This window comes from Pseudarthrobacter ribosi (genome assembly GCF_055412865.1).
In genome coordinates, this window is the sequence record NZ_JBVAYZ010000021.1 from 39,954 (window position 1) to 63,947 (window position 23,994).

At 67.5% G+C, this 23,994-nt stretch carries 20 protein-coding genes and 1 pseudogene; 5 read left to right on the top strand and 16 right to left on the bottom strand.

The window, feature by feature from the left end; genetic code table 11:
• From ACZYZ5_RS17055 to ychF, 4 genes are all read right to left on the bottom strand, one after another.
• Positions 1-1,098, bottom strand: a complete 1,098-nt coding sequence (locus ACZYZ5_RS17055) for an ABC transporter permease (protein ID WP_463903312.1) — start codon at positions 1,096-1,098, stop codon at positions 1-3.
• Positions 1,095-2,636, bottom strand: coding sequence for an ABC transporter permease (locus ACZYZ5_RS17060; RefSeq protein ID WP_463903314.1), 1,542 nt, complete (start codon positions 2,634-2,636; stop codon positions 1,095-1,097). The genes ACZYZ5_RS17055 and ACZYZ5_RS17060 overlap by 4 nt, the downstream gene beginning before the upstream one ends.
• A 179-nt stretch (positions 2,637-2,815) precedes the next feature.
• On the bottom strand, positions 2,816-4,597 hold the full coding sequence (locus ACZYZ5_RS17065) for an ABC transporter family substrate-binding protein (protein ID WP_463903316.1): 1,782 nt from the start codon (positions 4,595-4,597) through the stop codon (positions 2,816-2,818).
• Positions 4,598-4,921: 324 nt separating this feature from the next.
• Entirely contained in the window at positions 4,922-6,007 is a 1,086-nt protein-coding gene (gene ychF, locus ACZYZ5_RS17070) for a redox-regulated ATPase YchF (RefSeq protein ID WP_463903318.1), read from the bottom strand.
• 107 nt (positions 6,008-6,114) lie between these two features.
• On the opposite strand from ychF, the gene ACZYZ5_RS17075 reads away from it, so the two are divergent.
• On the top strand, positions 6,115-7,410 hold the full coding sequence (locus ACZYZ5_RS17075) for a DNA recombination protein RmuC (RefSeq protein WP_463903320.1): 1,296 nt from the start codon (positions 6,115-6,117) through the stop codon (positions 7,408-7,410).
• Positions 7,411-7,449: 39 nt separating this feature from the next.
• On the opposite strand, the gene ACZYZ5_RS17080 is transcribed toward ACZYZ5_RS17075, so the two are convergent.
• Entirely contained in the window at positions 7,450-8,541 is a 1,092-nt protein-coding gene (locus ACZYZ5_RS17080; RefSeq protein WP_463903322.1) for a 4-hydroxy-3-methylbut-2-enyl diphosphate reductase, read from the bottom strand.
• A gap of 66 nt (positions 8,542-8,607) precedes the next feature.
• Positions 8,608-9,450 (bottom strand): hypothetical protein, encoded by an 843-nt coding sequence (locus ACZYZ5_RS17085; protein WP_463903324.1) that lies wholly within the window; start codon positions 9,448-9,450, stop codon positions 8,608-8,610.
• A 236-nt stretch (positions 9,451-9,686) separates the two neighbouring features.
• On the opposite strand from ACZYZ5_RS17085, the gene xseA reads away from it, so the two are divergent.
• Positions 9,687-10,973: an exodeoxyribonuclease VII large subunit gene (gene xseA, locus ACZYZ5_RS17090; RefSeq protein WP_463903326.1), complete on the top strand. Its 1,287-nt coding sequence runs from the start codon at positions 9,687-9,689 to the stop codon at positions 10,971-10,973.
• A gap of 55 nt (positions 10,974-11,028) precedes the next feature.
• Complete coding sequence (locus ACZYZ5_RS17095) at positions 11,029-11,259, top strand: exodeoxyribonuclease VII small subunit (protein ID WP_463903328.1); 231 nt, start codon at positions 11,029-11,031, stop codon at positions 11,257-11,259.
• Positions 11,260-11,274: 15 nt separating this feature from the next.
• Here the strand turns inward: ACZYZ5_RS17095 and ACZYZ5_RS17100 are convergent, their stop codons facing one another.
• The 9 genes and pseudogenes from ACZYZ5_RS17100 to ACZYZ5_RS17140 all read right to left on the bottom strand — a co-directional run bounded on the left by ACZYZ5_RS17100 (position 11,275) and on the right by ACZYZ5_RS17140 (position 20,295).
• On the bottom strand, positions 11,275-12,129 hold the full coding sequence (locus tag ACZYZ5_RS17100) for a PPK2 family polyphosphate kinase (protein WP_463903330.1): 855 nt from the start codon (positions 12,127-12,129) through the stop codon (positions 11,275-11,277).
• Between the two features lie 76 nt (positions 12,130-12,205).
• On the bottom strand, positions 12,206-13,426 hold the full coding sequence (locus tag ACZYZ5_RS17105) for a pyridoxal phosphate-dependent aminotransferase (protein ID WP_463903332.1): 1,221 nt from the start codon (positions 13,424-13,426) through the stop codon (positions 12,206-12,208).
• Between the two features lie 178 nt (positions 13,427-13,604).
• On the bottom strand, positions 13,605-14,567 hold the full coding sequence (locus tag ACZYZ5_RS17110) for an ABC transporter substrate-binding protein (RefSeq protein WP_463903334.1): 963 nt from the start codon (positions 14,565-14,567) through the stop codon (positions 13,605-13,607).
• A complete protein-coding gene (locus tag ACZYZ5_RS17115; RefSeq protein ID WP_463903336.1) occupies positions 14,564-15,307 on the bottom strand; it encodes an ABC transporter permease in 744 nt (247 codons plus the stop codon). Before ACZYZ5_RS17115 ends, ACZYZ5_RS17110 begins: the two co-directional genes overlap by 4 nt.
• Positions 15,304-16,050, bottom strand: coding sequence for an ABC transporter permease (locus ACZYZ5_RS17120; protein ID WP_463903338.1), 747 nt, complete (start codon positions 16,048-16,050; stop codon positions 15,304-15,306). The genes ACZYZ5_RS17115 and ACZYZ5_RS17120 overlap by 4 nt, the downstream gene beginning before the upstream one ends.
• Entirely contained in the window at positions 16,050-17,144 is a 1,095-nt protein-coding gene (locus ACZYZ5_RS17125) for an ABC transporter ATP-binding protein (RefSeq protein ID WP_463903340.1), read from the bottom strand. The genes ACZYZ5_RS17120 and ACZYZ5_RS17125 overlap by 1 nt, the downstream gene beginning before the upstream one ends.
• Before the next feature lie 263 nt (positions 17,145-17,407).
• Positions 17,408-18,573 (bottom strand): annotated as a pseudogene (rsgA, locus tag ACZYZ5_RS17130) (ribosome small subunit-dependent GTPase A).
• 294 nt (positions 18,574-18,867) lie between these two features.
• On the bottom strand, positions 18,868-19,320 hold the full coding sequence (locus ACZYZ5_RS17135) for an NUDIX hydrolase (protein WP_463903341.1): 453 nt from the start codon (positions 19,318-19,320) through the stop codon (positions 18,868-18,870).
• Positions 19,321-19,362: 42 nt separating this feature from the next.
• Positions 19,363-20,295, bottom strand: coding sequence for an N-acetylglucosamine kinase (locus ACZYZ5_RS17140; protein ID WP_463903343.1), 933 nt, complete (start codon positions 20,293-20,295; stop codon positions 19,363-19,365).
• Between the two features lie 36 nt (positions 20,296-20,331).
• Here ACZYZ5_RS17140 and ACZYZ5_RS17145 point away from each other — a divergent pair, with 36 nt between their 5' ends.
• Positions 20,332-21,378 (top strand): nitronate monooxygenase, encoded by a 1,047-nt coding sequence (locus tag ACZYZ5_RS17145; protein WP_463903344.1) that lies wholly within the window; start codon positions 20,332-20,334, stop codon positions 21,376-21,378.
• Positions 21,379-21,588: 210 nt separating this feature from the next.
• Here ACZYZ5_RS17145 and ACZYZ5_RS17150 read toward each other — a convergent pair whose 3' ends face one another.
• The gene (locus ACZYZ5_RS17150; RefSeq protein WP_463903345.1) at positions 21,589-22,572 is read right to left on the bottom strand and encodes a LysR family transcriptional regulator; all 984 of its coding nucleotides are present in this window, start codon (positions 22,570-22,572) and stop codon (positions 21,589-21,591) included.
• Positions 22,573-22,662: 90 nt separating this feature from the next.
• Here ACZYZ5_RS17150 and ACZYZ5_RS17155 point away from each other — a divergent pair, with 90 nt between their 5' ends.
• A complete protein-coding gene (locus tag ACZYZ5_RS17155) occupies positions 22,663-23,976 on the top strand; it encodes an MFS transporter (RefSeq protein WP_463903346.1) in 1,314 nt (437 codons plus the stop codon).
• Positions 23,977-23,994: the final 18 nt, after the last annotated feature.

The window sequence follows — 23,994 nt, forward strand, 5'->3', positions numbered from 1 at the left end:
CTAATCGTCCTTGGTTCCGTCGAACGCGGTGACGGGTGTCGCCACGAGGGGATGCTTGCCGGTGTCCTTGGCCTTCTTGGCGTTGAACTTCTTCTGCCGCGGATCGAACGCGTCCCGCAGGCCGTCACCGATGAAGTTGATGCTCAGGCAGATCAGCACGATGAACAGGCCGGGGAACCAGAACAGCCACGGCCGGGTGGCGAAAGCCTCCTGGTTCTGCGAAATCAGGAGCCCGAGCGACGTGTCTGGAGCCTTGACGCCGACGCCGAGGTAGCTCAGGGCGGTCTCGGTGAGGATCGCGGCCGACATGGTCAGCGTGACGTTGACGATCAGCACACCGACGGCGTTCGGCAGGATGTGCTTGAAAATGATCCGGGCATTGCTGGCCCCGGAAATCCTGGCCGCGTCGACGAATTCGCGTTCGCGCAGCGAGAGGAATTCCCCGCGCATCAACCGGGCAAGTCCCACCCAGGTGATCAGTCCGAGGAAGATACCCAGGGCCAGGATGCCGTTGCTGCTAGCGAAGGAGGCAAACCAGCTGCCGGAGTCCCGCCGGCCGGCCATCTGTGCCATCACGGCGGCGAGCAGCAGCCCCGGAATGATAATGATGACGTCGGTGAGGCGCATCAGGATCGCTTCCGTCCAGCCGCGGAAGTAGCCGGACAGGGCACCGACCACGACGCCGACCAGGCCGGCGATCAGGCCGATCACCAACATGACGGTAATGGACTGCTGGGCACCGCGCATGGTCATGGCGAAGAGGTCGCGGCCGATCCGGTCCTGGCCGAAGGGGTGTTCGCCCCAGGCCAGCGGCCACAGCGAGGCGGTGGGCACGCCGTCGTTGACCAGGGGGGTGACCTGGTCGTGGGTGTATTTCCACCAGCCGGGGATGCCCCAGTAGCCGACGGAGGTAAAGGCCGTGACAAAGATGATGGCGAACACGACGAGCCCGATGATGGCCCCGGAGTGGCCCATGAACCGTTTCCGGACGATCTGTCCCTGGCTCAGGCCCTTGGCTTCGAGGATCGGCTCGATGCCGACCGCCGGCAACCCGGCTTCTTCGGCCATGATTTCGTCCTGCTGACTTGGCTGGCTCATGCTTTTACCCTTACGCGCGGATCAAGTGCGGAATACGCCAGGTCCGCAATGAGGTTGAAACCCATGGCTGTGATGGCCACACAGATGAAGACGCCCATCACGGGGTTGGGGTCGGTGTGCGAGATCCCGTCCAGGAACAGGAAGCCCATCCCCCGGACCGAGAACACGGTCTCGGTGATGACGGCGCCGCCGATCAGCCCGCCGATGTCGAAGGCCACGATGGTGGCGATCGGGATCAGCGCGTTGCGGAAGGCGTGGCGCATGACGACGGTCCGTTCGGACATGCCCTTAGCCCGGGCGGTGCGGATGTAGTCCATGTTCATGATTTCCAGCATTGAGGCCCGGGTGAAGCGGGTGTAGCCGGCCAGCGAAATCAGGATCAGTGCCATGGTCGGCAGGATCAGGTGCGTGAAGGAGTCCAGGCTCAGGATCCAGAAATCGCCCTCGATGTTCGGGGTGCTGGCGCCGATGGTGGCGATGGGGCGGCCACGGACCCGGCTGTTGTTGAAGTACGTGGGCCACGCCTGCATGTAGCGGTCCAGCAGGATCAGGAATCCGACCAGAAACGAGGTGAGCGCGGCGGCCCGCATGGACTGCCCGCGGTCGTAGCCGCCCATCAGGAAGCCGATGCCCAGCCCGACGAGGACCGCTGCGACCGCGAGGAGCACGATCATCAGGACGGTTGCCTCGTTGAGCAGCGGCTGGATGACGAAGTAGACGACCAGTCCGACGCCAACGGCAATCAGCGCTGACTGCAGTGCCTTGCGGTTCTTGAGCCCCGCCGACAGCAGGGTCACGGCGAACGCAATGCCGACCCCGGCAATCGCGATGACCACCGGGCCCAGCCCCGGGGTCTTGAACCACTCGGTGGCGGAGAAGTACATCAGCACGGCGGCCGCGAACAGGAAGGCGACGCCGCCGATGAGCAGCCGGCGTTTCATCTCGCCGCCGACGGTCACGGCCGTCAGGACACCGATGACGGCGCCGATGGCGAGGGCTGCCAGGATCGGTATCTCGGGATTCCGGAGGAAGTTGTTGAACCCGATGGCGCCGTACTCCTTCAGGAGCACCGCGACCCAGAAGATCGGGAGGGAGAAGAACAGGAAGGCCATGAACGTCACGCCGTAGTCCAGCGTGCTGTACTGGCGCAGGGCGGTGATGATGCCGAGCGTGATGCCGATCAGAATCGCGAGCACGGTGGCTCCGGTGACCAGGGTCAGGGTCTGTACCAGTGCGTGTCCCAGGGCATCGGTGATGGGCTGGCCCGCGATGTTCTTGCCCAGGTCGCAGGAGTTGGCGAACGGGATGAGGCACTGTGCCGCACCGCCGAGCCAGTGGAAATACCGGATGGGGGCGGGCGTGTCCAGCTGCAGCAGCTCGGTGCGCGCGTCCATCAGCTGCTGTTTGTTGGGTGCGCTGCTGGCGCGGAATTCTTCCAGGGGATCGCCTGACGCCGCTGTCAGGAGATACACCAGGAAGGATGCGCCGAGAAGTATGAGGGCGGCAGTGATGAGCCGCCGGACTATGTAGGTCACCATGGGTAAGAACCTCGGTATTCGGGGCCAGGGGTTGCCCGGACCGGTCGCAGAGTTGGCCTTTCCCCCGCGGATGACGGGCTAAGGCCCGCCATCGTCAGGGGGTGTCGCTAGAAAGGCGTCGGAACCAGAATGCCCGGTTCCGACGCCTTTAGCTAGCAAGTATCACTTGCGGTCGTCGGCTACTTCTGCGCCCACTCCCAGAAGTTCCACCAGACACCGGTCTGGTTCGGCATGTACTTCACGCCGGTGATGCGGTCGCTGTACGCGTCCACGCCAACTGCCTGGAACAGCGGCAGGCCGTAGGAGGAAGCCCAGATCTTCTGGTCGATCTGCTTGATCAGCTCATCCTGCTTGCCCTTGTCGGTGGTGACAATCAGTTCGTCCATCAGCTTGTCGGCTTCCGGATCGCTGAACAGGTTGAAGTTGGAGTCGTTAGCCGTCTTGAAGATCTGCGGGACGCCGGAGACGCCGACACCCGAGTTGATCCAGCCGAAGATGGTGGCATCGTAGCTGCCGTCGCCGAGGGCCTTGCCCCAGTCCGACTTGCCGAGCCCGCCGTCAACGATCTTGAAGCCTGCCTTGGTCGCCGACTCGCTGATCAGGGCGAACATGTCCGCACGGTTCGGGTTGTCCTTGTTGTACATGATGCGGACTTCCGGCGTGGCACCGGCGAGCAGCGACTTTGCACCCTCGATGTCGACATCCTGGTAGGCGGACGAGCCGTTGGCCTTGACAGAGTCGGTGTAGAGGGCCTGGTCCGGCACGAACAGCTGCGAGTCGAGCGGCTTAGCCTCGGGGTCCAGCTTCTTGACGATCTTGTCGACGATGTCCTTGCGCGGGACGCTCTTCATGAACGCTTCGCGGACATTCTTTTCGGCAAAGACGCCGCTGAAGTTGAGGTCGATGTGGTCATAGGAAAGCTGGTTTCCGACCTCCACCGTGACGCCCTGGCTTTCGAGGGCCTTGAGCTGCTCCACCGTGTCAGCCGAAGCCTGCGGTGCGATGATGTCGGCTTCGCCGTTCTTGAGCGCCTGCACCTGGGCCGGAGCGGAACCGATGTAGCGGACGGTGATTTCGTCCAACTTGGCTTCCGGACCCCAGTTGTAGTCCTTGTTCTTGACCATGGTCAGGGACTGGTCCTGGTTGACACCCTTGACGATGTAGGGGCCGTTGGAGAGGTAGAGGCTCGGGTCCGCCGGCAGGGTCTTGGAGTCGAAGCCGGTGTTCCACATCTCTGCCATGGCCTGGAGCTGGGCGTTGGCCGGCTGGGGAGCCGCCGAGTCGCCGCGCGGCATGCCCTTGACCAGGTCAACGAAGGCCTTAGCGTCCGCCAGTCCGGCCTTTTTGGCGAGAACGTGGGCCGGGATGTCGATGCCCGGGCCGCCCAGCGCGATTTCCCAATCCGAGAACGGCTTGGAGTACTTGACCGTCATGGACTTGCCGTCGTCACTGAGCTCCGGGAAGTCCGACAGGGCGATACCGGTGGGGTCGCCGGCGTAGGAGAAGTAGGACGTTCCGGTCTTTGCCTCGGCGTCGGCGTCGTTGTAGTAGCCGGAGAACGCGGCCCACTGCAGCAGAAGATCGGCAGTGGTCACGGGCGTGCCGTCGGACCACTTCACGCCGTCGTTGATGGTGTACTTCACCGTCAGCGGGTCGTCCGAGACCTTTTCCATCTTGCCGAACTTCTCATTGCGGACAACGTTCAGTTTGTTGTCGATGTAGAAGAAACCCGAGTGGGTGGCGTAGCTGACCTTCGAGTTGATGTCCGTGTTGCCATCAGCGGTGTTCGGGTTGAAGGTGTTGAACGCGTTCACCTCGACGACTGTTGCAGATCCCCCTGATTTGCTTGCTGCCGCAGCAGTGGTCGGGGTTGTCCCGCCGCTGTTGCCTGCGCAGGCGCTGAGGGCCAGGGCAGCTGCTGCTGCCACGCCCACTGCTTTCGAAATACGACCGAAGCGCATTCCGCCTCCTTGTTTCTGTGGTGTGGATGAGACCGAAGCCGTAGGCACCGGGCAGACGTCCACACTCCCCCAGCGGCAGTGTGGTCCGTCTCACATGGGATGTAGCGTAAACCCGAAATTCAGCGCTTGGCGATGAAAGTTGACCGACTGTAAAGTTCGTTACAGAGCTGCAACATTGGACCGCGGTTCACAAGTCGGCTTCATCACGGTCTATTGACGTCCCTCAGACCCGGGGCTAATGTTCCCGGGCACAGGAAAAGCCCCGATTCACGAATCGGGGCTCCTCGAGTTAATCCTTAATTACTTGATGAATTCATCAATCCGTCACACGTTGAAGCGGAACTCCACGACGTCGCCGTCGACCATGACATATTCCTTGCCTTCGATCCGGACCTTGCCGCGGGACTTCGCCTCCGCCATGGATCCGGCTTCGATGAGGTCGTCGAAGGAGACGACCTCGGCCTTGATAAAACCGCGCTGAAAATCGGAGTGGATGACGCCGGCCGCCTGCGGGGCGGTGTCGCCCTGATGGATGGTCCACGCCCGGGTTTCCTTGGGTCCTGCGGTCAGGTAGGTCTGCAGCCCGAGGGTGTGAAAACCGACGCGGGCCAGCTGGTCCAGGCCGGACTCGTCCTGGCCGTTCATCTCCAGCATTTCGCGGGCCTCTTCCTCGTCCAGTTCCACGAGGTCAGATTCGAGCTTGGCGTCCAGGAAGATGGCGTCCGCCGGGGCCACCATGGCGCGGAGTTCTTCCTGCTTTTCCGGGCTGCCCAGAATGCCCTCGTCCGCGTTGAAGACGTAGATGATGGGCTTGGCGGTCAGGAGGCTGAGCTCCCTAAGGTGCTCCATCTCCAGCTTGTCGCGCTTGACCGAGGCGAAAATGGTGTCACCGCGTTCGAGGACGGCCTGGGCGGCCTTGATGGCAGCCAGCTCGGCGGCGTCCCGCTTCTTGATCTTGACTTCTTTTTCGATCCGGGGAATCGCGTTTTCAATGGTCTGAAGGTCGGCCAGGATCAGTTCGGTGTTGATGATCTCCATGTCCGAGCGGGGATCCACCTTGCCGTCGACGTGGATAACGTCGGGGTCATCGAACACGCGGACAACCTGGGCGATGGCCTCGGCTTCGCGGATGTTGGCGAGAAACTTGTTGCCCAGCCCTTCACCCTCCGAGGCACCCTTGACGATCCCGGCGATGTCGACGAAGGACACCGGGGCGGGCAGCTGGCGCTGCGATCCGAACACTGCTGCCAGCTTGGCAAGCCGCGGGTCCGGCAGGTTGACCACACCGACGTTCGGCTCGATCGTGGCGAACGGGTAGTTCGCTGCGAGCACCTGATTGCGGGTCAGTGCGTTGAAAAGAGTTGATTTGCCGACGTTGGGCAGTCCGACGATGCCAATAGTAAGAGCCACGAGTAGTAATTCTACCTGCTGCGGCCGGGGTCCCCTGCGACGGCCCGGTTCGACCTCCGGCAGGGCGTCGGCGCGAAACTGTCGGAGGGGCATGCCACAGTGAAGTCATGGACGCTTTTGCACTGATTCTTGCCCTGCTCATGCTGCTCGTCGGCGCGGTCGCCGGCGCCGCCGTGGTCTTTCTGCTGATCCGGCGCCGCACCCTCGCGGTGGAGCAGGATTTCGACGCCGTGTCGGCCCGGCTTTCCGAGGTCAGCGCGCAGTTCGCCGCGGCCGACGCCGAGAGGCGCCTGCTGGCGGCCCAGAACCGGGACCTTGGCGAGTCCCGGAATCAGGACGGCAGCGTGCTGCGGGCCCTGGCACCGGTGGCCGAGAAGCTCACCGCGGTGCAGCATCAGGTGTCGCTGCTGGAGCGCGACCGCCTTGAGCAGTACGGCCAGCTGGCCCAACAGCTGCAGGAAGCCCGGTTGTCCGACGAACAGCTGCTGCGCTCAACCCATGCCCTGGAGTCCGCGCTGCGGTCCAACAGCGCCCGCGGCCAGTGGGGGGAAGTCCAGTTGCGCCGGGTGGTCGAGGCTGCGGGGATGCTGCGCCACGTCGATTTCCACGAGCAGGTCCACAGCGGTCAGCAGCACGGCGCCGGGTCGGAGAGCAGTATCCGGCCTGACCTCGTTGTGCAGCTCCCCGGTCAGAAGCAGCTCGTGGTCGATGCCAAGGTGCCGCTTGCGGCATATCTTGCGGCGCAGGAACTCGGAGCGTCCGCCCCGGGGCTGCAGCACGCGCAGTCCCTGAGCGGGCAGCAGGCCCATCTGCTGGCCCACGCCAAGGCCCTGAAGGCCCATGTGGACGCGCTGAGCAACAAGAAGTACTGGGACATCCCGGGCAACTCCCCGGAGCTGGTGGTCTGCTTCCTGCCGGCCGAGTCGATCCTGGCGGCCGCGCTCTCGGCGGACCCGGCCCTGCTGGACTACGCCCTGTCCAGGAACGTGGTGCTGGCCTCGCCCTCGACCCTGCTGGCGGTCCTGAAGTCCGTGGCCTTCACCTGGCGCCAGGACGTCCTGACGGACAGCGCGCGGGAGCTCTTCGAACTGGCCCACCAGCTCTACGAGCGGATGGGAACGCTCGGCGAGAACGTCACCAAGCTCGGCGCCTCCCTCAAGACGTCCGTGGACCGGTACAACTCCATGGTGGGCACGCTGGAGGCCCGGGTGCTGCCGACGGCCCGGAAGCTCAACGCCCTGGATGCCACCGGGCTGGCCACTCCCGCGGCCGTCGAGGTGACGCCGCGATCCGTGGCTGCTCCGGAGCTCCAGTCCGGGACCGGGCCGGAACTTGGGTCCGTGCGGCCGGCGAACGAAGCGGCGAACGATTCGGGCGCGGAGGATCAGGAGTCCGCCGCCTAGGACCGGCGTTGTGCGCCCGTCCTAGGTTGTGTGCCCGTCCTAGGAGGTCTGGGCGGGGCGTGTCCCGCGGCCTCCGAGGGCGCGCGTGACATCGCCGGCCTGCTTCAGGGTGGCGCGGAGCTCCTTCGGCAGCGAGAAGAGCAGGTCCTCTTCGGCCGTGACGACTTCCTCGACCGCGCCGTAGCCGTAGTCGGCGAGCAGGCGCAGGACGTCCTTGACCAGGACCTCCGGGACCGAGGCGCCGGAGGTCACACCGACGGTCGCCACACCCTCGAACCAGGATTCGTCCACCTCATTGGCGAAGTCCACGCGGTACGAGGCCTTGGCGCCGTATTCCAGCGCCACTTCCACGAGCCGGACGGAGTTCGAGGAGTTGGCCGATCCGACGACAATCACGAGCTCGGCCTGGGGCGAGATCTTCTTGATGGCCACCTGGCGGTTGGTGGTCGCGTAGCAGATGTCGTCGCTGGGCGGGTCCTGCAGGGTGGGGAACCGCTCCTTGAGCAGGCGGACCGTCTCCATGGTTTCGTCCACGCTGAGGGTGGTCTGGGAGAGCCAGATAACCTTCTCCGGGTCCCGGACCGTGACCTTGTCGACCTCGTGCGGGCCGTTGATGATCTGGATGTGTTCGGGGGCCTCGCCGGCGGTCCCCTCGACTTCCTCGTGGCCGTCATGGCCGATCAGCAGGATGTCGAAGTCGTCCTTCGCGAAGCGCACCGCCTCTTTGTGCACCTTGGTCACGAGGGGGCAGGTGGCGTCGATGGTCCGCAGCCCCCGGTCCTCGGCGGACTGGACCACGGCGGGAGAGACGCCGTGGGCCGAGAAGATCACCAGGGCGCCCTCGGGGACCTCGTCGGTCTCGTCAACGAAGATGGCGCCTTTTTCCTCCAGGGAACTGACGACATGCACGTTGTGGACGATCTGTTTGCGCACGTAGACCGGCGGACCGTAGTGCTCCAGCGCTTTTTCCACCGCGATGACCGCCCGGTCGACGCCGGCGCAGTAGCCGCGCGGGGCCGCGAGCAGGACCCTTTTCGGGCCGCCGACGGGGGCTGCAGCCAGGACTTCTTCCGGCGTGCGCCGCCGGCGCGGAACGGTTGGCATCGGAATGGAAACAGCAGTGGAAGTCATGCCCCAATGCTACCGGTGTTGGACGGGCCGCCGATCTGGCCGCTGCGCAGGCGCGGCGGCGGACGCTCAGGCGCGGCGCCGCCCGCCGACAACGCGCACCACGAGGCCAACTGCCAGCAGGACGCCGCCGACCACGGCGGCCGCCAGGGTCCACTGTCCGAAACTTGAGCTGGCGGCCGCAACGAATTCGCTCTTGAAGATCTCCGCGACCGCGTTGCCGCTGCTCGTTGCCGTCACGGCACCCCCGGCGGCGTTGGCGGCCAGCTGCCAGGCGCCGGCCAGCACCAGGCCTCCGAGCCCAATGCCGGCCAGCACGGTCCAGCGCCGCCGTGCGGAAACAAAGGCCAGCGCGAAGGCGATGAGGGCGCCTACGGCCAGGGCGTAGCCCATCGGCGCGAAAGCGGATACCCGGTCGAGGAGCTGCCGGTGCTCGGGCTGCCCGATCGTGATTAGCATCTGCTCCGGGGACTCCAGCGGCAGGGTGGTGGCGTCCGCCACCTGCTTCGCCACCAGACCGACGAGGGGAGCCAGGTCCAGTGTCAACGAGGTGGCCGTGCCGGCCTCGGCTGGCGGTGCGCCGGGGTCGGTGAAGTTCAGCTGGTGGCTTTTGCGCAGCGTTTCGGTCCAGGCCTCCGGGTAACCGGGCATGCTCGTCAGCGACCGGGCCGCGCTTTCCAGGATCGGAGTGACCAGCCCGCTGAGCGCTGCAGGGATCCGCTCCGCGCCGAGACTGCCGACGGCGGCCGCGGCCAGCCGCTTCTGAAACACGGGATCCTTGCCCAGCGGCGCGGTGAACGCCACGAAGCCCTCCTGCTGGACGATGTTCCGGTCCACCCACATGGCCGGAACAGCGACAGCCGCCAGGGCAAGCCCGATAAGTACCGCTACGGCCGAGACAAAAGTGCGCACGAGAAGTCCTAGGTGGTTGGTGGGTAGTGCCCATCCTACGGGGGGGCGGCCTGCGGAACGATAAAGTCGGCCCCCGATGATAAAGCTATGGATAGAGTTGAAACCGACAAGTTCGAGTTGTCGGCCGGTAGCCTTTCCTGACGCGCAGTCGCCGGGGCCGCACCTGCTGACAGCCCCGCCCCGGCAAAGGACACCGACGCATATGCACCAGGCCATCTCCGCCCCGGGACCCCGGCATGTCTGAGGAGGCCGCGGCAGCAACGACGGTTCCCGCCACGGCGGCGGAAACCAGCCCCGATAACCCCTGGCCGCTGCAGCTGTTGTCGCAGAAACTCAAGATGCACATTGACCGCGCGCCTTCCGCCTGGGTCGAAGGCCAGGTCATCGAACTGAACCGGAGAGGCACGAACGCTTACCTGACGCTGCGGGACATCGATGCGGAGATCTCCCTCCCCGCCTCCGTCTGGACCAAAGTGCTGGACCGCCAGGAAACCCCGCTGGAACGCGGCTCCCGGGTGGTGGCCCTGATCAAGGCCGAATTCTGGCTCAAGACGGGCCGGCTGAACATGTCCGTGAAGGACATCCGGCCGGTGGGCCTCGGGGACCTCCTCGCCAGAATCGAGCGCCTGCGCCACGCCCTCGCCGCGGAAGGGCTGTTCTCCGACGCCCGCAAGAAGCGCCTGCCCCTGCTCCCCCACCGGATCGGCCTGATTACCGGCCGTGACTCGGACGCCAGGAAGGACGTGCTGCGCAACGCGGCGCTGCGCTGGCCCGCGGTCGAATTCGAGATCCGCGAAGTGGCCGTCCAGGGCAACACCGCCGTCGCGCAGGTCATCGCCGCGCTGCGCGAGCTGGATGCGCATCCCGAAGTGGACGTGATCGTCATCGCCCGCGGCGGCGGCGCCCTGGAGGATCTGCTGCCTTTCAGCAACGAAGAACTCATCCGGGCTGTGTCGGACGCTTCCACGCCGGTGGTCAGTGCGATCGGCCACGAGGCGGACCGGCCGATCCTTGACGATGTCGCGGACCTGCGCGCCTCCACACCGACGGACGCCGCCAAACGGATCGTCCCGGACGTCGTCGAAGAGCTCGCCCGCGTCCGCCAGGCCCGGGACCAGCTCCGGCGTGGTGCTACCCGGTTGGTGGAACGCGAGACGGACCGCCTGGCCTCGCTGCGCTCCCGGCCGGTGCTGGCCTCCCCCGAAGTCATGGTCAGCCACCGCCACGACGACGTCGAACGGCTCAAGGGGCGCTCCCGGGCGGCGGTCACGACCGCCGTCGTCCGGGCCGCCGACCAGCTGGTCCACCTCAAGGCCCAGGTCCGGGCACTTTCGCCGCAGAAGACCCTGGATCGGGGGTACGCCGTCGTGCAGCTTGCCGGCGGCGACACGGCTCCCGGAACCCGCGGGGACGTCGTCCGGCACCCTGACCAGGCGCCGTCGGGCACCCCGCTGACCGTCCGGGTGGCCGGTGGCCGGTTCACCGCGGCGTCGACCCGCGGCCAGGAACCCGCCGACGACTAATAGACCACCCACCCGAACGATCCGTCCCGCGGGACACAGCAAGGAGCAGCACGCCATGACAGCAGAAACGAAGCCCAACACCGACATCGAGGGCCTCAGCTACGAGGAGGCCCGCGAGCAGCTCGTCGGCATCGTCACCCGACTCGAAACCGGCGGGGCGAGCCTTGAGGAGTCCCTGGCGCTCTGGGAACGCGGCGAGGCACTGGCCAAGCGCTGCGAACAATGGCTCGAAGGTGCCCGCAAGCGCCTGGCCGCGGCGCGCGACCAGGCCTCCCCGGCCGGCTAGCCCCGCGCCGGCCGGTCAGGAGCGTTCGACCAGTTCCCGTTCCAGCTCGACGTCCAGGTCCGGCACCGGCCACTGCAGCTTGAGTCCCTCCATCGCGTCCAGCAGCAGCTGCTGGACGGCGATCCGGGCAAACCACTTCTTGTTGGCCGGGACGACGTGCCAAGGGGCGGCCTCGGTGCCTGTCTTCTCGAATGCCTTCTGGTATGCGTCCATGTAGTCGTCCCAGAACGCGCGCTCTTTCAGGTCATTGCTGCTGTATTTCCAGAGTTTGGCCGGGTCATCCAGCCGCGCAAGCAGCCGTTCCTTCTGCTCATCGCGGCTGATGTGGAGCATGACCTTGACGATCCTGGTGCCGGCAGCCGTCTGCCTTGCCTCGAATTCGTTGATCGCGTTGTAGCGGCGCTCAAGTTCCTCCGGCTCCGCCCAGCCGTGCACCCGGTGGATCAGGACGTCCTCGTAGTGCGACCGGTCAAAGACGCCCACCATGCCGGCGGCCGGCGCTTCCTTCTCGATCCGCCACAGGAAGTCGTAAGACTTCTCTTCCGGGGTGGGCGCCTTGAACGACTTCATCTGGACGCCCTGCGGGTTCATCGCCCCCATGACGTGGGTCACGATCCCGCCTTTGCCGGCGGTATCCATGGCCTGCAGGATCAGCAGGAGGCGCTTGGTGCCGCCGAGGCGGGATTCGGCGAACAGCTGCTCCTGGAACAGGGCGAGGTTGTCATCGAGGTCGTCGAGCAGCACCTCACCGTCGTTCTTGTCCCCCGGGTAGCCCGGGGTGGAGTCCGGGTCCGTGTCCTCTAGCCTGAAGCCTTTGCCCACCTTCAGGGTCTCAGAGGGGCGCTCCTTGAATCCCACGACGTCTGACATCACTTGCCTCTTTCCGGTTCAGGCAGCTCCGTTCGGACCGCCGGACCATCGCCCGCGCCGCGCTGCTGAGCTCAGGCTAGTTCCCCTTGTACCGGCTCAGGAAGTCCGCCATGCGGTTGATTGCCTCTTCCAGGTCCTTCACGAGGGGAAGGGTGACCATCCGGAAGTGGTCCGGGCGGACCCAGTTGAAGGCCCGGCCGTGGGAGACGAGGATTTTCTGTTCGCGCAGCAGGTCCAGGACGAACTTCTCGTCGTCGCGGATCCGGTAAACCTCGGGATCGAGCTTCGGGAAGAGGTACATGGCGCCCCGGGCCTGCTGGGTGCTGACCCCGGGGATCGCGTTGAGCATGTCGTAGGCCTTATTCCGCTGCTCGAGCAGGCGCCCGCCCGGCAGGATGAGGTCGTTGATGCTCTGGTATCCGCCGAGTGCTGTCTGGATCGCGTGCTGGGCCGGGACGTTGGCGCACAGGCGCATGTTCGCCAGCAGGCTGATGCCCTCGAGGTAGTCGGCGGCGTCCTTCTTCGGCCCGGAAATGGCCATCCACCCCGCCCGGTAGCCGCACACGCGGTAGGCCTTGGACAGTCCGCTAAACGTCAGGCACAGGACGTCGTCGCCGGTAAGGCTGGCCATGTTCACGTGGACCGCGTCCTCGTAGAGGATCTTCTCGTAAATCTCGTCGGCGAAGAGGACCAGGCCGTGCTTCTCCGCCAGGGCGACGATCTTCTTGAGGGTGTCTTCCGGATAGACGGCGCCGGTGGGGTTGTTCGGGTTGATCACCACGATGCCCTTGGTGCGCGGCGTGATCTTCGCTTCGAGGTCTTCCAGGTCCGGCTGCCAGCCCGAGTCCTCGTCGCACAGGTAGTGCACGGGCCGGCCGCCGGCCAGGGCGACCGAGGCGGTCCACAGCGGGTAATCGGGGGTGGGGATCAGGACTTCGTCGCCGTCATCCAACAATGCCATCAGGGACATCGTGATGAGCTCGCTGACGCCGTTGCCCAGGTAGATGTCATCCACGTGGATGTTCTGGATCCCGCGGGTCTGGTAGTACTGCGACACGGCTGTCCGGGCCGAGAAAATGCCCCGGGAATCGCTGTAGCCCTGCGCATGCGGCAGGTGGCGGATCATGTCCACCAGAATCGCGTCCGGCGCTTCAAATCCGAACGGGGCCGGGTTTCCGATGTTCAGTTTGAGGATGCGGTGACCCTCTGCCTCCATCTGCTGGGCGGCCTGAAGAATCGGTCCACGGATGTCGTAAAGGACATTATGAAGCTTGGTGGACTGCTTGAATTCTGCCATCCATCAAATATGCCATACGGAGGATGTACTTCCGCCGAGATCTGCCTCACAGGGGGTGTCATGACGTCACCGGCGGCACACCCCGGCAGGAAAAGGTCTCGGCGGCTGCCGGGCTCCCCCGTGAACCGGAGGAGTCCGGCAGCCGCCGTCGTGCGTCAAAGCGGTCTGGACGGGCCTCTTACTGGACCAGTCCCTTTTCCTTGAGCCAGGCCGCCGCAGCGTCCTTGGGGTTCTGCTTCTGGCTGCCGCTGACGGCGCGGTTGAGGTTGATCAGGTCCTCGGTGGTGAGGACCTTGGACACGGCGTTCAGGGTTTCCTTCGCCTTGTCCGTCATCTTGGCCGTGTTGTACAGCGGAAGGACCTGCTGGGCGATGAAGTTGTTCTTCGGGTCCTCAAGGACCACCAGGTCGTTGTCCGCGATGGAGGGGGTGGTGGTGTAGATGTCAGCCACCTGGACCTGGTCCGAGAGCAGGGCCTTGAGCGTGACGGCCCCGCCGCCGTCGCTGAACGGCTCCAGCTTCTTGGGCACGCAGCCGTAGTTCTTCTCCAGGCCCGGAAGCCCGTAAGCGCGTTCGGCGAAGGTCGCCGGGGCGCCCACCACGATTTCGCTGCAGACCTTGGCGAGGTCCTCGATAGATTTCAACTGGTACTTCTCCGCGGTGGCTTTCGTGACGACCATCGCGTCCTTGTCCTCGGCCTTGGACGCCTCCAGCACCGCCAACCCCTCGGGCAGCTTGCCCGGCAGCGCCTTGTAGATGTCCTCGGCCGAGACCTCCGCGGCGTCCTTGCTGACGTGCAGAAGCAGGTTGCCGCTGTAGTCGGGGATGATGTCCACCGACCCGTCCTGGACGGCCTTGAAGTACACCTCGCGGGAACCGATGTTGGGCTTGGTGCTCGCCGTGACGCCGGCTCCGTTCAGGGCGCCGGCGTAGACCTCGGCGATAATCTGGCTCTCGGTGAAGTCGGCGGAACCGATCACGAGGGCCGAGCCCGAACCGGAGGCGGCTCCGCCGGTGGCGGGGGACGTGGAGAGCGGATCGGATGAGCCTGAGCAGGCGGACAGTGCCATGGCCAGGCCTACGCCGGCGGCCAGGCCGCCGAATGCGCGCCTGCCGAGTGCTCGTTGGCGGGTTTCCTTCATGACGTACCTCCTTGAACAACAGTCCCCACGGGTACGGGGTCTGTGAGATCAACCGCAGCCTGCTGGCTCCGGTCTGGCTGGGTTGAGGCTCCCTGGGACAGGAACAGCCTCTGGATGAGGGCAAGGACAAGGTCGACGGCGATGGCCAGCCCGGCGATGAGCAGGGACCCGCCCAGCATCTGCGGGAAGTCGGACAGCACCAGTCCGTCGAAGAGGTACCGTCCGAGGCCGCCGAGGTTGATATAAGCCACCACCGAGACGGTGGCGATGGCCTGGAGCACACCGGTCCGGAACCCGCCGAACATCACGGGCAGGGCGTTGGGGAACTCGGCGCGGAACAGCACCTGGAGCTCCGTCATGCCCATGGCGCGCGCGGCGTCCACGACGTTCCGGTCCACGCTGGCGATGCCGGCATAGGTCCCGGCGAGCAGCGGCGGTACCGTCAGGATCACGAGGGCCCAGATCGGCGGCATCAGCCCGATGCCGGCCAGCAGCACGAAGAGGGTCAGCAGGCCGAGGGTCGGCAGGGCCCGGAGGGCTCCGGCGACGGCCACGGCGGCGACCCGCCCGCGGCCGGTGTGTCCCACGTACAGGCCGATGGGCACGGCGATGGCCGTGGCGATCAGCATCACCAGCCCGGTGTACAGCAGGTGCTCGGCCAGCCGGGCCGGGATTCCGGCGCTGCCGGACCACTGCTCCGGGTCGGCGAGCCAGGCGAAGGTGTCGTTGACGACGCTCATGAGGCACCGCCGGTGGTCTGCGCATCGGACACCCGCGGCGCCGCAGCAGCGGGGCCGGTCTTGCCCTCGCCGGTGCCGGAGTCGGCGCCGGCGCCCGGGCCGGTGGCGGCCGCGGCGCGGGTCCAGGGGGTCAGCAGCCGCTCGAGGAGGACCAGGACGGCGTCCATCAGCAGCGCGAGGATGAGGATGGCGATGATGCCCACCACCACTTCGGTGATGAAATCGCGCTGCAGGCCGGAGGTGAACAGCATTCCGAGGTTCCCGATGCCGAGCAGCGCCGCGACGCTGACCAGCGAGATGTTGCTGACCGAGACCACACGCAGCCCGGCGAACAGCACTGGCAGGGACAGCGGCAGGTCGATCTGCAGGAACCGTGCGAGGGGTTTGAACCCCATGGCGACGGCGGCCTGCCGGAGGTCCTCGTCCACCGAATCGAAGGCGTCCAGCGTGGCGCGCACCAGTAGGGCGACGGCGTAGATGGTCAGGGCCACGACCACGTTGACGGGGTCCAGGATCCGGGTTCCGAGGATGGTCGGCAGGATGATGAACAGCGCCAGGGACGGGATGGTGTAGAGCAGGGAGGAAGCCGTCAGGACCACGGAGCGGAGTCCGCGGCTCTGCCGGGCCAACTGGGCCAGCGGGACGGCAATGAGCACCCCGAACACCATCGGCAGGATGGCCAGGACAAGGTGCTGGCCGGCGAGGCTGAAGACCTGCTCGCTGTTGGCCAGGAACCATTCCATCAGCGCGCACCCTGGCGGACATGCCGGTCCGACTCGATGACGGCGAGGACTTCCTCGGCGGTGATGACGCCGGCCACGCGGCCGTCCGCGTCCACGGCGACGCCAAGACCGGAAGGTGACGACAGGGCCGCATCGAGGGCGCGGCGGAGCGTGTCGCCCTTCCGGAAGAGGGATCCGCCGGGCACCGTCGCAGTGCCCTTGCCCGGACCCGACCAGCCGAGCGGCCGTAGGCTTTCGTCGACCACCAGCTGCCACTCGCCGGAGGCGTTGCCGGCGCGGTCGAGTTCATCGGGGGTGATCGTCTGGGCCGGGTGCACCGTAACGCCGTCGGACGGGCTGAAGGCCAGGTGCCGGAAGCCGCGGTCGCGGCCCACGAAGGACGCCACGAAGTCGTTGGCGGGGGCGCGCAGGATTTCCTTCGGAGTGGCGTATTGCGCCAGTTTGCCGCCGAGGCCGAAGACTGCCACCTTGTCGCCGAGGACGGTGGCCTCGTCAATGTCGTGGGTGACGAAGACGATGGTCTTGGCCAGATCGCGCTGGAGCCGGAGGAGTTCCTGCTGCAGTTCATCGCGGACCACGGGGTCCACGGCGCTGAAGGGTTCATCCATGAGCAGCACGGGAGGGTCGGCGGCGAGCGCCCGGGCCACGCCGACGCGCTGCTGCTGGCCGCCGGACAGCTGCGAGGGGTACCGCGTGCCCAGTGCGGCTGCCAGCCCGACGACGTCGAGCAGTTCCTGCGCACGCTTCCGCGCCTCGGCCTTGGAGACGCCGTTGAGCCGGGGAACGGTAGCGATGTTGTCCAGCACGGAACGGTGCGGCATCAGCCCGGAGGACTGCATGACGTAGCCCATGGACCGGCGCAGCTTCGCCGCCGGCACCGCGGTGACGTCCTGGCCGTCCACGGTGATGGTCCCGGAGGTCGGTTCGACCATACGGTTGATCATCCGCAGCGACGTGGTCTTGCCGCAGCCCGAGGGCCCGACGAAGACCGTGATGGCGCCCTTGTCGATGGACATGGTCAGGCCGTCGACGGCGGGCTGGCCGCCTTGGTAACGCTTGGTGACGTTCTGGAACTCGATCATGGCTTCAGCCATTTCCGGGGCTTACCTAACTGTTGGCGGCAACAACGGACGGTCCAGCCAACTGATCATAGACACGCTGATTTTGGGCTGTAAAGCAGGTAGAACTCAGCCTAACCAGCGCGGCTGACAATGTCAGGGATATCGCCGAGGGCGCTGTGGCTGACGTAGTCATTCGTAGCGCAGGCGACTTTGGATGGGTGCAGCGTGGAAAGACTTCCCCGCAGCAGCCATCCACCGCCCCGCGGCGCTACTAAACCCTGCAACCGCGGGCCAGGTCAGCGGGTCCGCCGGCCGCCCCCTTTCGACCCGCCCCGGCCCTTCCGGCCGCGCTTCGCACCCTCGTTGGCAGCGGCCTCGTAGCTGTCCCGTTCCGCCGCGCGCTGGCTCTTGCCCGCCGCCGAAATCTGCTGGTGCCACTCCCTTGCGTAGGCGCGGCGGGCGGCGGCATCGTGCCGCCGGGCCAGGGCAGCGAGTTCGCGCTGGAGTTTCAGGTAGCTCTCCCAGCGGCGGTCATCGAGGGACCCGTCCGCGAGCGCGGCCTGCACGGCGCAGCCGGGCTCGCGGCCGTGGGCGCAGTCGGAAAACCGGCACTGCGCGAAGAGTTCCTCGAGGTCGCCGAACATCTCCGCCACCCGCTGCCGGCATCGAACAGCCCGAAGCCGCGCACCCCGGGGGTATCCATCAGGACGGCGCCCCCGGGCAGGGGCACGAGTTCGCGGGAGGTGGTGGTGTGTTTGCCCTTGCCGTCTCCGGCCCGGACTTCCCCCGTTCCCTGGACCTCCGCGCCGGCGAGGGCGTTGATGAGGGTGGATTTGCCGGCCCCGGAGGGACCCAACAGCACAAGGGTGCCGCCGGGCGGGAGGTGGCCCAGCAGTTCGTCGAGGCCGTCGCGGTGTTCCGCAGAGGTGGTGACCACCGCGACGCCCGCGGCCTGGAGGACCACCTTGCCGACGACGTCGTCCGCGAGGTCGGCCAGGTCCGCCTTGGTGATGATGACCAGCGGGGTGGCTCCCGAATCCCAGGCGGCTACGAGGGTGCGTTCGAGCCGGTTGTGGGTGAGCGGCCGGTCCACGGGCACCACGACGCCGACGATATCCATGTTGGCGCCGAGGACCTGCGCCTCCGAGGAGGCGTCAAAGGCCCGTTTGCGGCTCAGTTCGGAGTGCCGCGGCAGGATCCCCGCGATGGCGGGCTCCCCCGCAGTATTGGATCCGAGCCAGACCCAGTCGCCGGTGGCGGGCAGCTCCCCGGTGCTGGGATACGGCAGATGGAGGGTCGTATCGTGCGCGGCGATCAGGACCAGGTTGCGGTCGACGCGGATGACCCGGCCCGCGCCGGCGCCGCCGGGCACGGGTTGGGCCGCGAACCGTGCGGCGACGGCGGCGGTGAAGCCGTACCGTGCCGGCCCCGCCGGGAGGTTTTTGGAAATGTCGGTGGGCATGGGATAGGAGGCGCCGGACGCGCCCGGATGTGCACAGGAAGTAGTCAACGAAAACCCTTTGGTGGGCCCGGTGCACGCGCCGCGCTGCGGGTGGAACCTGGCAGGGGTTGCGGCTAGTGCGTGCTGATGGCCGGGGCAGGAATGATGGCCTGGCTGATGTTGGTGCGCAGCGCGCACCGGACTGTTGCAGTCATCGTCTCCACCTCCCCGTTCTCGCCGTCGGCTGGTCTGCCGGTTTTTAGAATAGCCGGATGCCCCGGGCCTGGCTAGGAATCCGGCAGGAAAGTTGGCCGTTCAGGACAGTTGGCCGTTCAGGGGCCGCTCGCGGTGGAGCCGGAGCGCGGCGTCGACGAGTGAGACCTTGTTGAGCCGGGGAACGTCCTCCAGCGGGATCCAGTCCGCGTGTGTGGTGCTGCCGTCCACCTCGTGCCGCAGTTCCCCGCCGGTAATCGTTGCTTCGTAGATGAGCCGGAGGGACTGGAAGTCCCGTTCCCCGCCGTCGATCCGGATCTCGGCGGGCCAGTGCCCGACGTCGATCCCCAGCATGGCGCCCACGTCCGCGCGATACCCGGTTTCCTCATATATTTCCCGGCGGCAGCCGTCGACGGGGTGCTCCGCCAAGTCCAGGCCGCCGCCCGGGAGGGTCCAGCCTTCCTTGCCGCCCTGCTTCCAGTAGGCCAGGAGGATGGCGCCGTCGCGGATGATGACCGCGTAGGCAGCGGGACGGGTGTCGAAGTTGAGGCTCATTCCTCCAGCGTAGTGGCCGACCGCGTAGTCCGGCCGGCCGGGTCAGCCCTGCTCGGCCACGAGCTGGAGCACACCAAAGACAGGATCCTGCTCCAGGACGCGGACGTCGGTGATTCCCTCGGCGGTGAGGGCGGCGCGGAAGGATTCCTGCAGGCGGGGGACGTTCATGCCCAGTCCGCTGCCCAGGATCACCGGGCCGTCGATGCCGAGCTTCCGGACCGTCTGCAGGGCCAGGGCCGCCAGGTCCCGTCCGGCCTGGTCCACGAGTTCCTGGCTGGCGGCGTGGCCGGCGGCGGCGGCGTCGACCACGAGCCGGGCCCGCTCGGCCCAGTACCGGCGTCCGGTGTCCGGGGAGTGGAAGAGCGCGATCAGCTTGTTCGGGTCATCCACACCGCAGGAGGCCAGCAGTGCAGTGGTGAGCTCGTCGGGTTCCAGCCCCTGGTTCATCCGCCGCAGGCTGTGGCGGACCGCCTCCCGGCCCAGCCAGTACCCGCTGCCTTCGTCGCCGAGCAGATAGCCCCAGCCGCCGGCGCGGGCCTCCTCGCCGCGGCTGTTCCGGCCCCACGCGGCCGAGCCCGTTCCGCCGATGACGGCGACGCCGGTGCTTGCGCCGCCGGCCGCCAGCAGGAGCCGCGAATCGTGGACCACGGTGATCCGGGCGCCCGGCACGTGCGGCGCGATCAGGGCGGCGAGCGCGGCGGCGTCCTGGTCGGTATCGATGCCGCCGGCTCCCGCGTAGACCTGGGCGACCGTTCCGCCGCCGATCCGGGCGAAGAGCTCCGCGAGGTGCAGGGCCGCCTGCTCGGGGCTGACGTTCTGGACGTTGGAGCTGCCCACGGATTCGTCAGCAACAACGCTGCCGTCCTCGAAGCGGACGCCGCGGGTCTTGGTCCCGCCGATATCGAGGCCGATCACGATGGCGGGCGCGGTCGGAGCAACGGGGTCCGCCGCCGGCGGGATGTCAGAATGAGTCACCGGAACAGCCTACTGAATCCTTTCCAGGAGTGAGCAATGTCGCACGACATCTTTGGTACCCGCATTATTGCCGCCCCGATGGCCGGCGGAACGTCCACACCGGCCTTCGTGTCGGCCGTGCATGACGCCGGCGGTCTCGGCTTCCTGGCTGCGGGCTACAAAAGCGTGGACGCCATGGTGGCGGAGATCCGCAGCGCCCGAGCCTCCGGGACACGATTCGGCATGAATGTCTTCGTTCCCGATCCCGCCCAGCTCCCGCCGTCCGCGGCGGTGCGGGCACAACTCGAGGACTACCGAGCCCGGCTGCGGGCGGATGCCCTGCGGTACGGAGTGGACGTCCCGCCGCTGCGGCTCGACGACGACGACCAGTGGCAGGGCAAGATCGACGCGCTGCTGGCCGATCCGGTGGAACTGGTCAGTTTTGCCTTCGGGCTGCCCGGGTCCGTTGTTGTCCGCGCGCTGCAGCAGTCAGGCTCCACCGTACTCGCCACGGTCACCACGGTGGCCGAGGCGCTGGAGGCCGCCGGGCAGGGCGTGGATGCGCTGGTGGTGCAGCATGAAAGCGCCGGCGGCCACAGCGCGGCGTTCCAGCCGGTCACTGCGGTGCAGGGCGGCAGAAGCGCAGACACCCGGCCGGGCACGACGGCGGAGCTGCTCACCCGGGTGCGGGCCGCCGTCGGGCTCCCGCTGCTGGCGGCCGGCGGCGTGATGGACCGGGCGGGGCTGGAGCAGGTGCTGGCCGCGGGGGCACAGGCAGCCCAGCTGGGAACGGCGTTCCTCCGCACGCACGAAAGCGGGGCCCGGCAGCTGCACAAGGACGCCCTCGCCAGCCCGCACTTCACCCAGACCCTGCTGACGAGAGCGTTCACGGGACGGCCCGCCCGGGCGCTGGTCAACGAGTTTGTCCGGGACCACCCCGACGCGCCGGAGTCCTATCCCGCCGTGCACCACCTCACCGCTCCCCTGCGCGCGGCCGCAGCTGCCGCCGGGGATGCGGAACGGCTCAACCTCTGGGCCGGGACGGGCTGGCAGCGGGCGCGCGCCGGTTCCGTCGCAGAGGTGATGGCGGAACTGCTGGGCTGACGGCCGGCCACACGGCACTCACCCGCCCCCGCCGCCCCACGCACCCCACCCCCACGCCCCACGCACGCGACGCCGAGGTCGCCGGAAGGGTGCGGGATCGCCGGAAGTTTCCCCGCGAACTCGCAGCTTTCCGGCGAACTGGCGCCACCGGCGAGCGGCGGGCTCGGCCAAGGGGCCACGGGCGGCTCAGGCCGCGGGCCGGAGCCGGGCTCAGGTGCCGGAGCGTCCGCGGACGAAGCCGGCGAGCAATGCCGGGCCTTCGCTGAGCACGAGCTCCCGGAACAGCCGCACCGGGTCCGGCTCGGTGTCCGCTCCGCCACGGCGTTCCCGCCAGGCCAGCCCGATCTCCCGGAAGGCCAGGCCTGAATCCAGGGCGAGCTCCACCCAGCCAAGGTCGCCGGACTGCCCGGGAGTGCGGCGTCCGGGGGCCGGGCCGCCGGGCGGGAGGATGCTCACGCCGAGACCTGCCGAGACGAGTCCCCTGGCCGTATGGGAATCCTGGCTCTCGAAGGCGATGCGGGGCCGGAAACCCGCTTCCCGGAACAGGGCGTCAGTCAGCGAGCGCATGCCGTAGCCGGCGCCCATCGCCACGAACGGGTCCTGGCGGATCTCCGCGAGGCCCGCGCTGCGGCGCTTCGCAAGGGGATGCCGGTGGTGGACCACGAGCCGCAGCGGTTCCCGGTAGAGGGCGGCGGAGGAGATCAGCCGGCTCGGCGCGGCGACCGGGGCGGTCAGTGCCAGGTCCGCGTCGCCCGCGGCCAGTTCCGCCAGGCAGCCGTCCCGGGCGCCCTGGCTGAGGTCGAAGGCCGGCTGGGGATGGCGGCTGCGGAAGGCGCTGATCAACAGCGGCAGCATCGCCTCACCGAAGGTGTGCTGGAACGTCACCGAGATCCGGCCGCGCACCACCTCCGACTCGTGCCGGACCAGGTCCAGCCCGGTCTGGAATTCGCCCAGCGCCGCCTCGATGTGCGGCAGGAGCGCCTTCGCGGCGGGGGTCAGCCGCACGCCGCGCCCGTCACGGATCAGCAGTTCCGTCCCGATGATGCTGCTGGCCCGGGCGATTCCCCGGCTGACTGTCGACTGGGGCAGTCCCAGCACTTCCGCGGTCCCGGTGATGTGCTGGGTGCGCCCCAGTTCTGCCAGCAGGGGCAGCAGCGGCAGCAGCTGGACCAGCTGTTTGTGTTCCACGTCCATGGCCCGCCCTCCGGATCGTTCCGTCTTTGCTATTGATTCTATGAGAACCATGCATTGGAAGCATGTCTTCCGGAAGCCTATTCTGGGGAGATGCCCCGACTTCCACTGCTCCGCCGCCCCGCTGCCCACGGCGAGGTCCAGGTCCAGGCGCAGGTCCGGCCGGACCCTGCCGACGGCACCCTTGCCGAGTGGCCGGGGCACGCGAAGGGGTCCGCGGCCTACCGGAAGATTCTGGCCGGACTGGCGTTCGCGGGCGTCGCCACCTTTGCCCAGCTGTACTCCACCCAGGCGGTGCTGCCGATGATGGCGGCGGATCTGCAGATCACGGCGGCCGAGGCGGCACTCACGATCTCGCTGGCGACCGTCGGGCTGGCGGTGACAGTGCTTCCGTGGTCCTTCCTGGCGGACCGGATCGGCCGGGTCCGGGCCATGATGTGGGGCATCTCGGCCGCCACGGTCCTGGGCCTCTTGGTGCCGCTCGCCTCCAGCTTCCCGATGCTCCTGGGCCTGCGGATGCTCGAAGGCGCGGCACTCGGCGGCATTCCCGCCATCGCCATCGCCTACCTCAACGAGGAGGTCAACAAGGCCCACGCCGCACTGGCGGCCGGAACGTACGTCGCCGGCACCACCCTGGGCGGACTCGCCGGCCGACTGCTGGCCGGCTTTGTCGGTGAACTCTGGGGGTGGCGGGCCGCGGCCCTGGCCGTCTCGATCCTGGCCGCCGTGGCCGCGGCCCTGTTCCTGCTCCTGGTGCCGCAGGCGCGGGGCTTCACCGCCGCGGCAGCCAGCGGATTCCGCGGGGCGCTCCGGACGCTGGCGGGCCACGGGCGCAATCCACGGCTGCTGGCTCTGTACATCCAGGCGTTCCTGCTGATGGGCGGGTTCGTGGCTGTCTACAACTACCTGGGCTTCCGGCTCTCCGGGGAACCCTTCAGCCTGCCGGCCACCATCATCAGCCTAATCTTCCTGGCTTACCTGTCCGGCACGGTCTCGTCCCGCTGGGCCGGCGGACTGACGGAGCGGTTCGGGCGGCGCACGGTGCTGATCGCGGGGACGGTGCTCATGGCGGCGGGCCTGGCCCTGACGCTGACGCAACTGCTGGGACTCATTATGGCGGGCCTGCTGTTGTTCACTGCGGGCTTCTTCGCGGCGCACAGCGTCGGCGCAGGCTGGACCGGCGTGATCGCCACGACGGGCCGGGCGCAGGCGGCCTCGCTTTACAACCTCGCCTACTACCTCGGGTCCAGCGTGATCGGCTGGGCCGGCGGGCTGGTTTTCCAGTCACTGGGCTGGACCGCCCTGGCGCTGACCGTGATCGGGCTGGCCTGCACGACGGCGGTGATCACCGCCGTCGTGCATCCCGCCCTGGCGTCGGCCGAGGCACCGGCCGACGCCGGCAGCTGAAACTGCAGCCGGCGCCGG

What these genes read in the sequence shown, in the direction of transcription:
- ACZYZ5_RS17145 (WP_463903344.1), top strand. Translation starts at nt 20,332, where the DNA reads ATGTCGCACGACATCTTTGGTACCCGCATTATTGCCGCCCCGATGGCC.
- ACZYZ5_RS17075 (WP_463903320.1), top strand. Translation starts at nt 6,115, where the DNA reads ATGGACGCTTTTGCACTGATTCTTGCCCTGCTCATGCTGCTCGTCGGC.
- ACZYZ5_RS17100 (WP_463903330.1), bottom strand. Translation starts at nt 12,129, where the DNA reads ATGTCAGACGTCGTGGGATTCAAGGAGCGCCCCTCTGAGACCCTGAAG.
- ACZYZ5_RS17055 (WP_463903312.1), bottom strand. Translation starts at nt 1,098, where the DNA reads ATGAGCCAGCCAAGTCAGCAGGACGAAATCATGGCCGAAGAAGCCGGG.
- ACZYZ5_RS17105 (WP_463903332.1), bottom strand. Translation starts at nt 13,426, where the DNA reads ATGGCAGAATTCAAGCAGTCCACCAAGCTTCATAATGTCCTTTACGAC.
- ACZYZ5_RS17080 (WP_463903322.1), bottom strand. Translation starts at nt 8,541, where the DNA reads ATGACTTCCACTGCTGTTTCCATTCCGATGCCAACCGTTCCGCGCCGG.
- ACZYZ5_RS17115 (WP_463903336.1), bottom strand. Translation starts at nt 15,307, where the DNA reads ATGAGCGTCGTCAACGACACCTTCGCCTGGCTCGCCGACCCGGAGCAG.
- ACZYZ5_RS17135 (WP_463903341.1), bottom strand. Translation starts at nt 19,320, where the DNA reads ATGAGCCTCAACTTCGACACCCGTCCCGCTGCCTACGCGGTCATCATC.
- ACZYZ5_RS17125 (WP_463903340.1), bottom strand. Translation starts at nt 17,144, where the DNA reads ATGGCTGAAGCCATGATCGAGTTCCAGAACGTCACCAAGCGTTACCAA.
- ACZYZ5_RS17060 (WP_463903314.1), bottom strand. Translation starts at nt 2,636, where the DNA reads ATGGTGACCTACATAGTCCGGCGGCTCATCACTGCCGCCCTCATACTT.
- xseA (WP_463903326.1), top strand. Translation starts at nt 9,687, where the DNA reads ATGTCTGAGGAGGCCGCGGCAGCAACGACGGTTCCCGCCACGGCGGCG.
- ACZYZ5_RS17155 (WP_463903346.1), top strand. Translation starts at nt 22,663, where the DNA reads ATGCCCCGACTTCCACTGCTCCGCCGCCCCGCTGCCCACGGCGAGGTC.
- ACZYZ5_RS17110 (WP_463903334.1), bottom strand. Translation starts at nt 14,567, where the DNA reads ATGAAGGAAACCCGCCAACGAGCACTCGGCAGGCGCGCATTCGGCGGC.
- ACZYZ5_RS17095 (WP_463903328.1), top strand. Translation starts at nt 11,029, where the DNA reads ATGACAGCAGAAACGAAGCCCAACACCGACATCGAGGGCCTCAGCTAC.
- ACZYZ5_RS17150 (WP_463903345.1), bottom strand. Translation starts at nt 22,572, where the DNA reads ATGGACGTGGAACACAAACAGCTGGTCCAGCTGCTGCCGCTGCTGCCC.
- ACZYZ5_RS17065 (WP_463903316.1), bottom strand. Translation starts at nt 4,597, where the DNA reads ATGCGCTTCGGTCGTATTTCGAAAGCAGTGGGCGTGGCAGCAGCAGCT.
- ACZYZ5_RS17120 (WP_463903338.1), bottom strand. Translation starts at nt 16,050, where the DNA reads ATGGAATGGTTCCTGGCCAACAGCGAGCAGGTCTTCAGCCTCGCCGGC.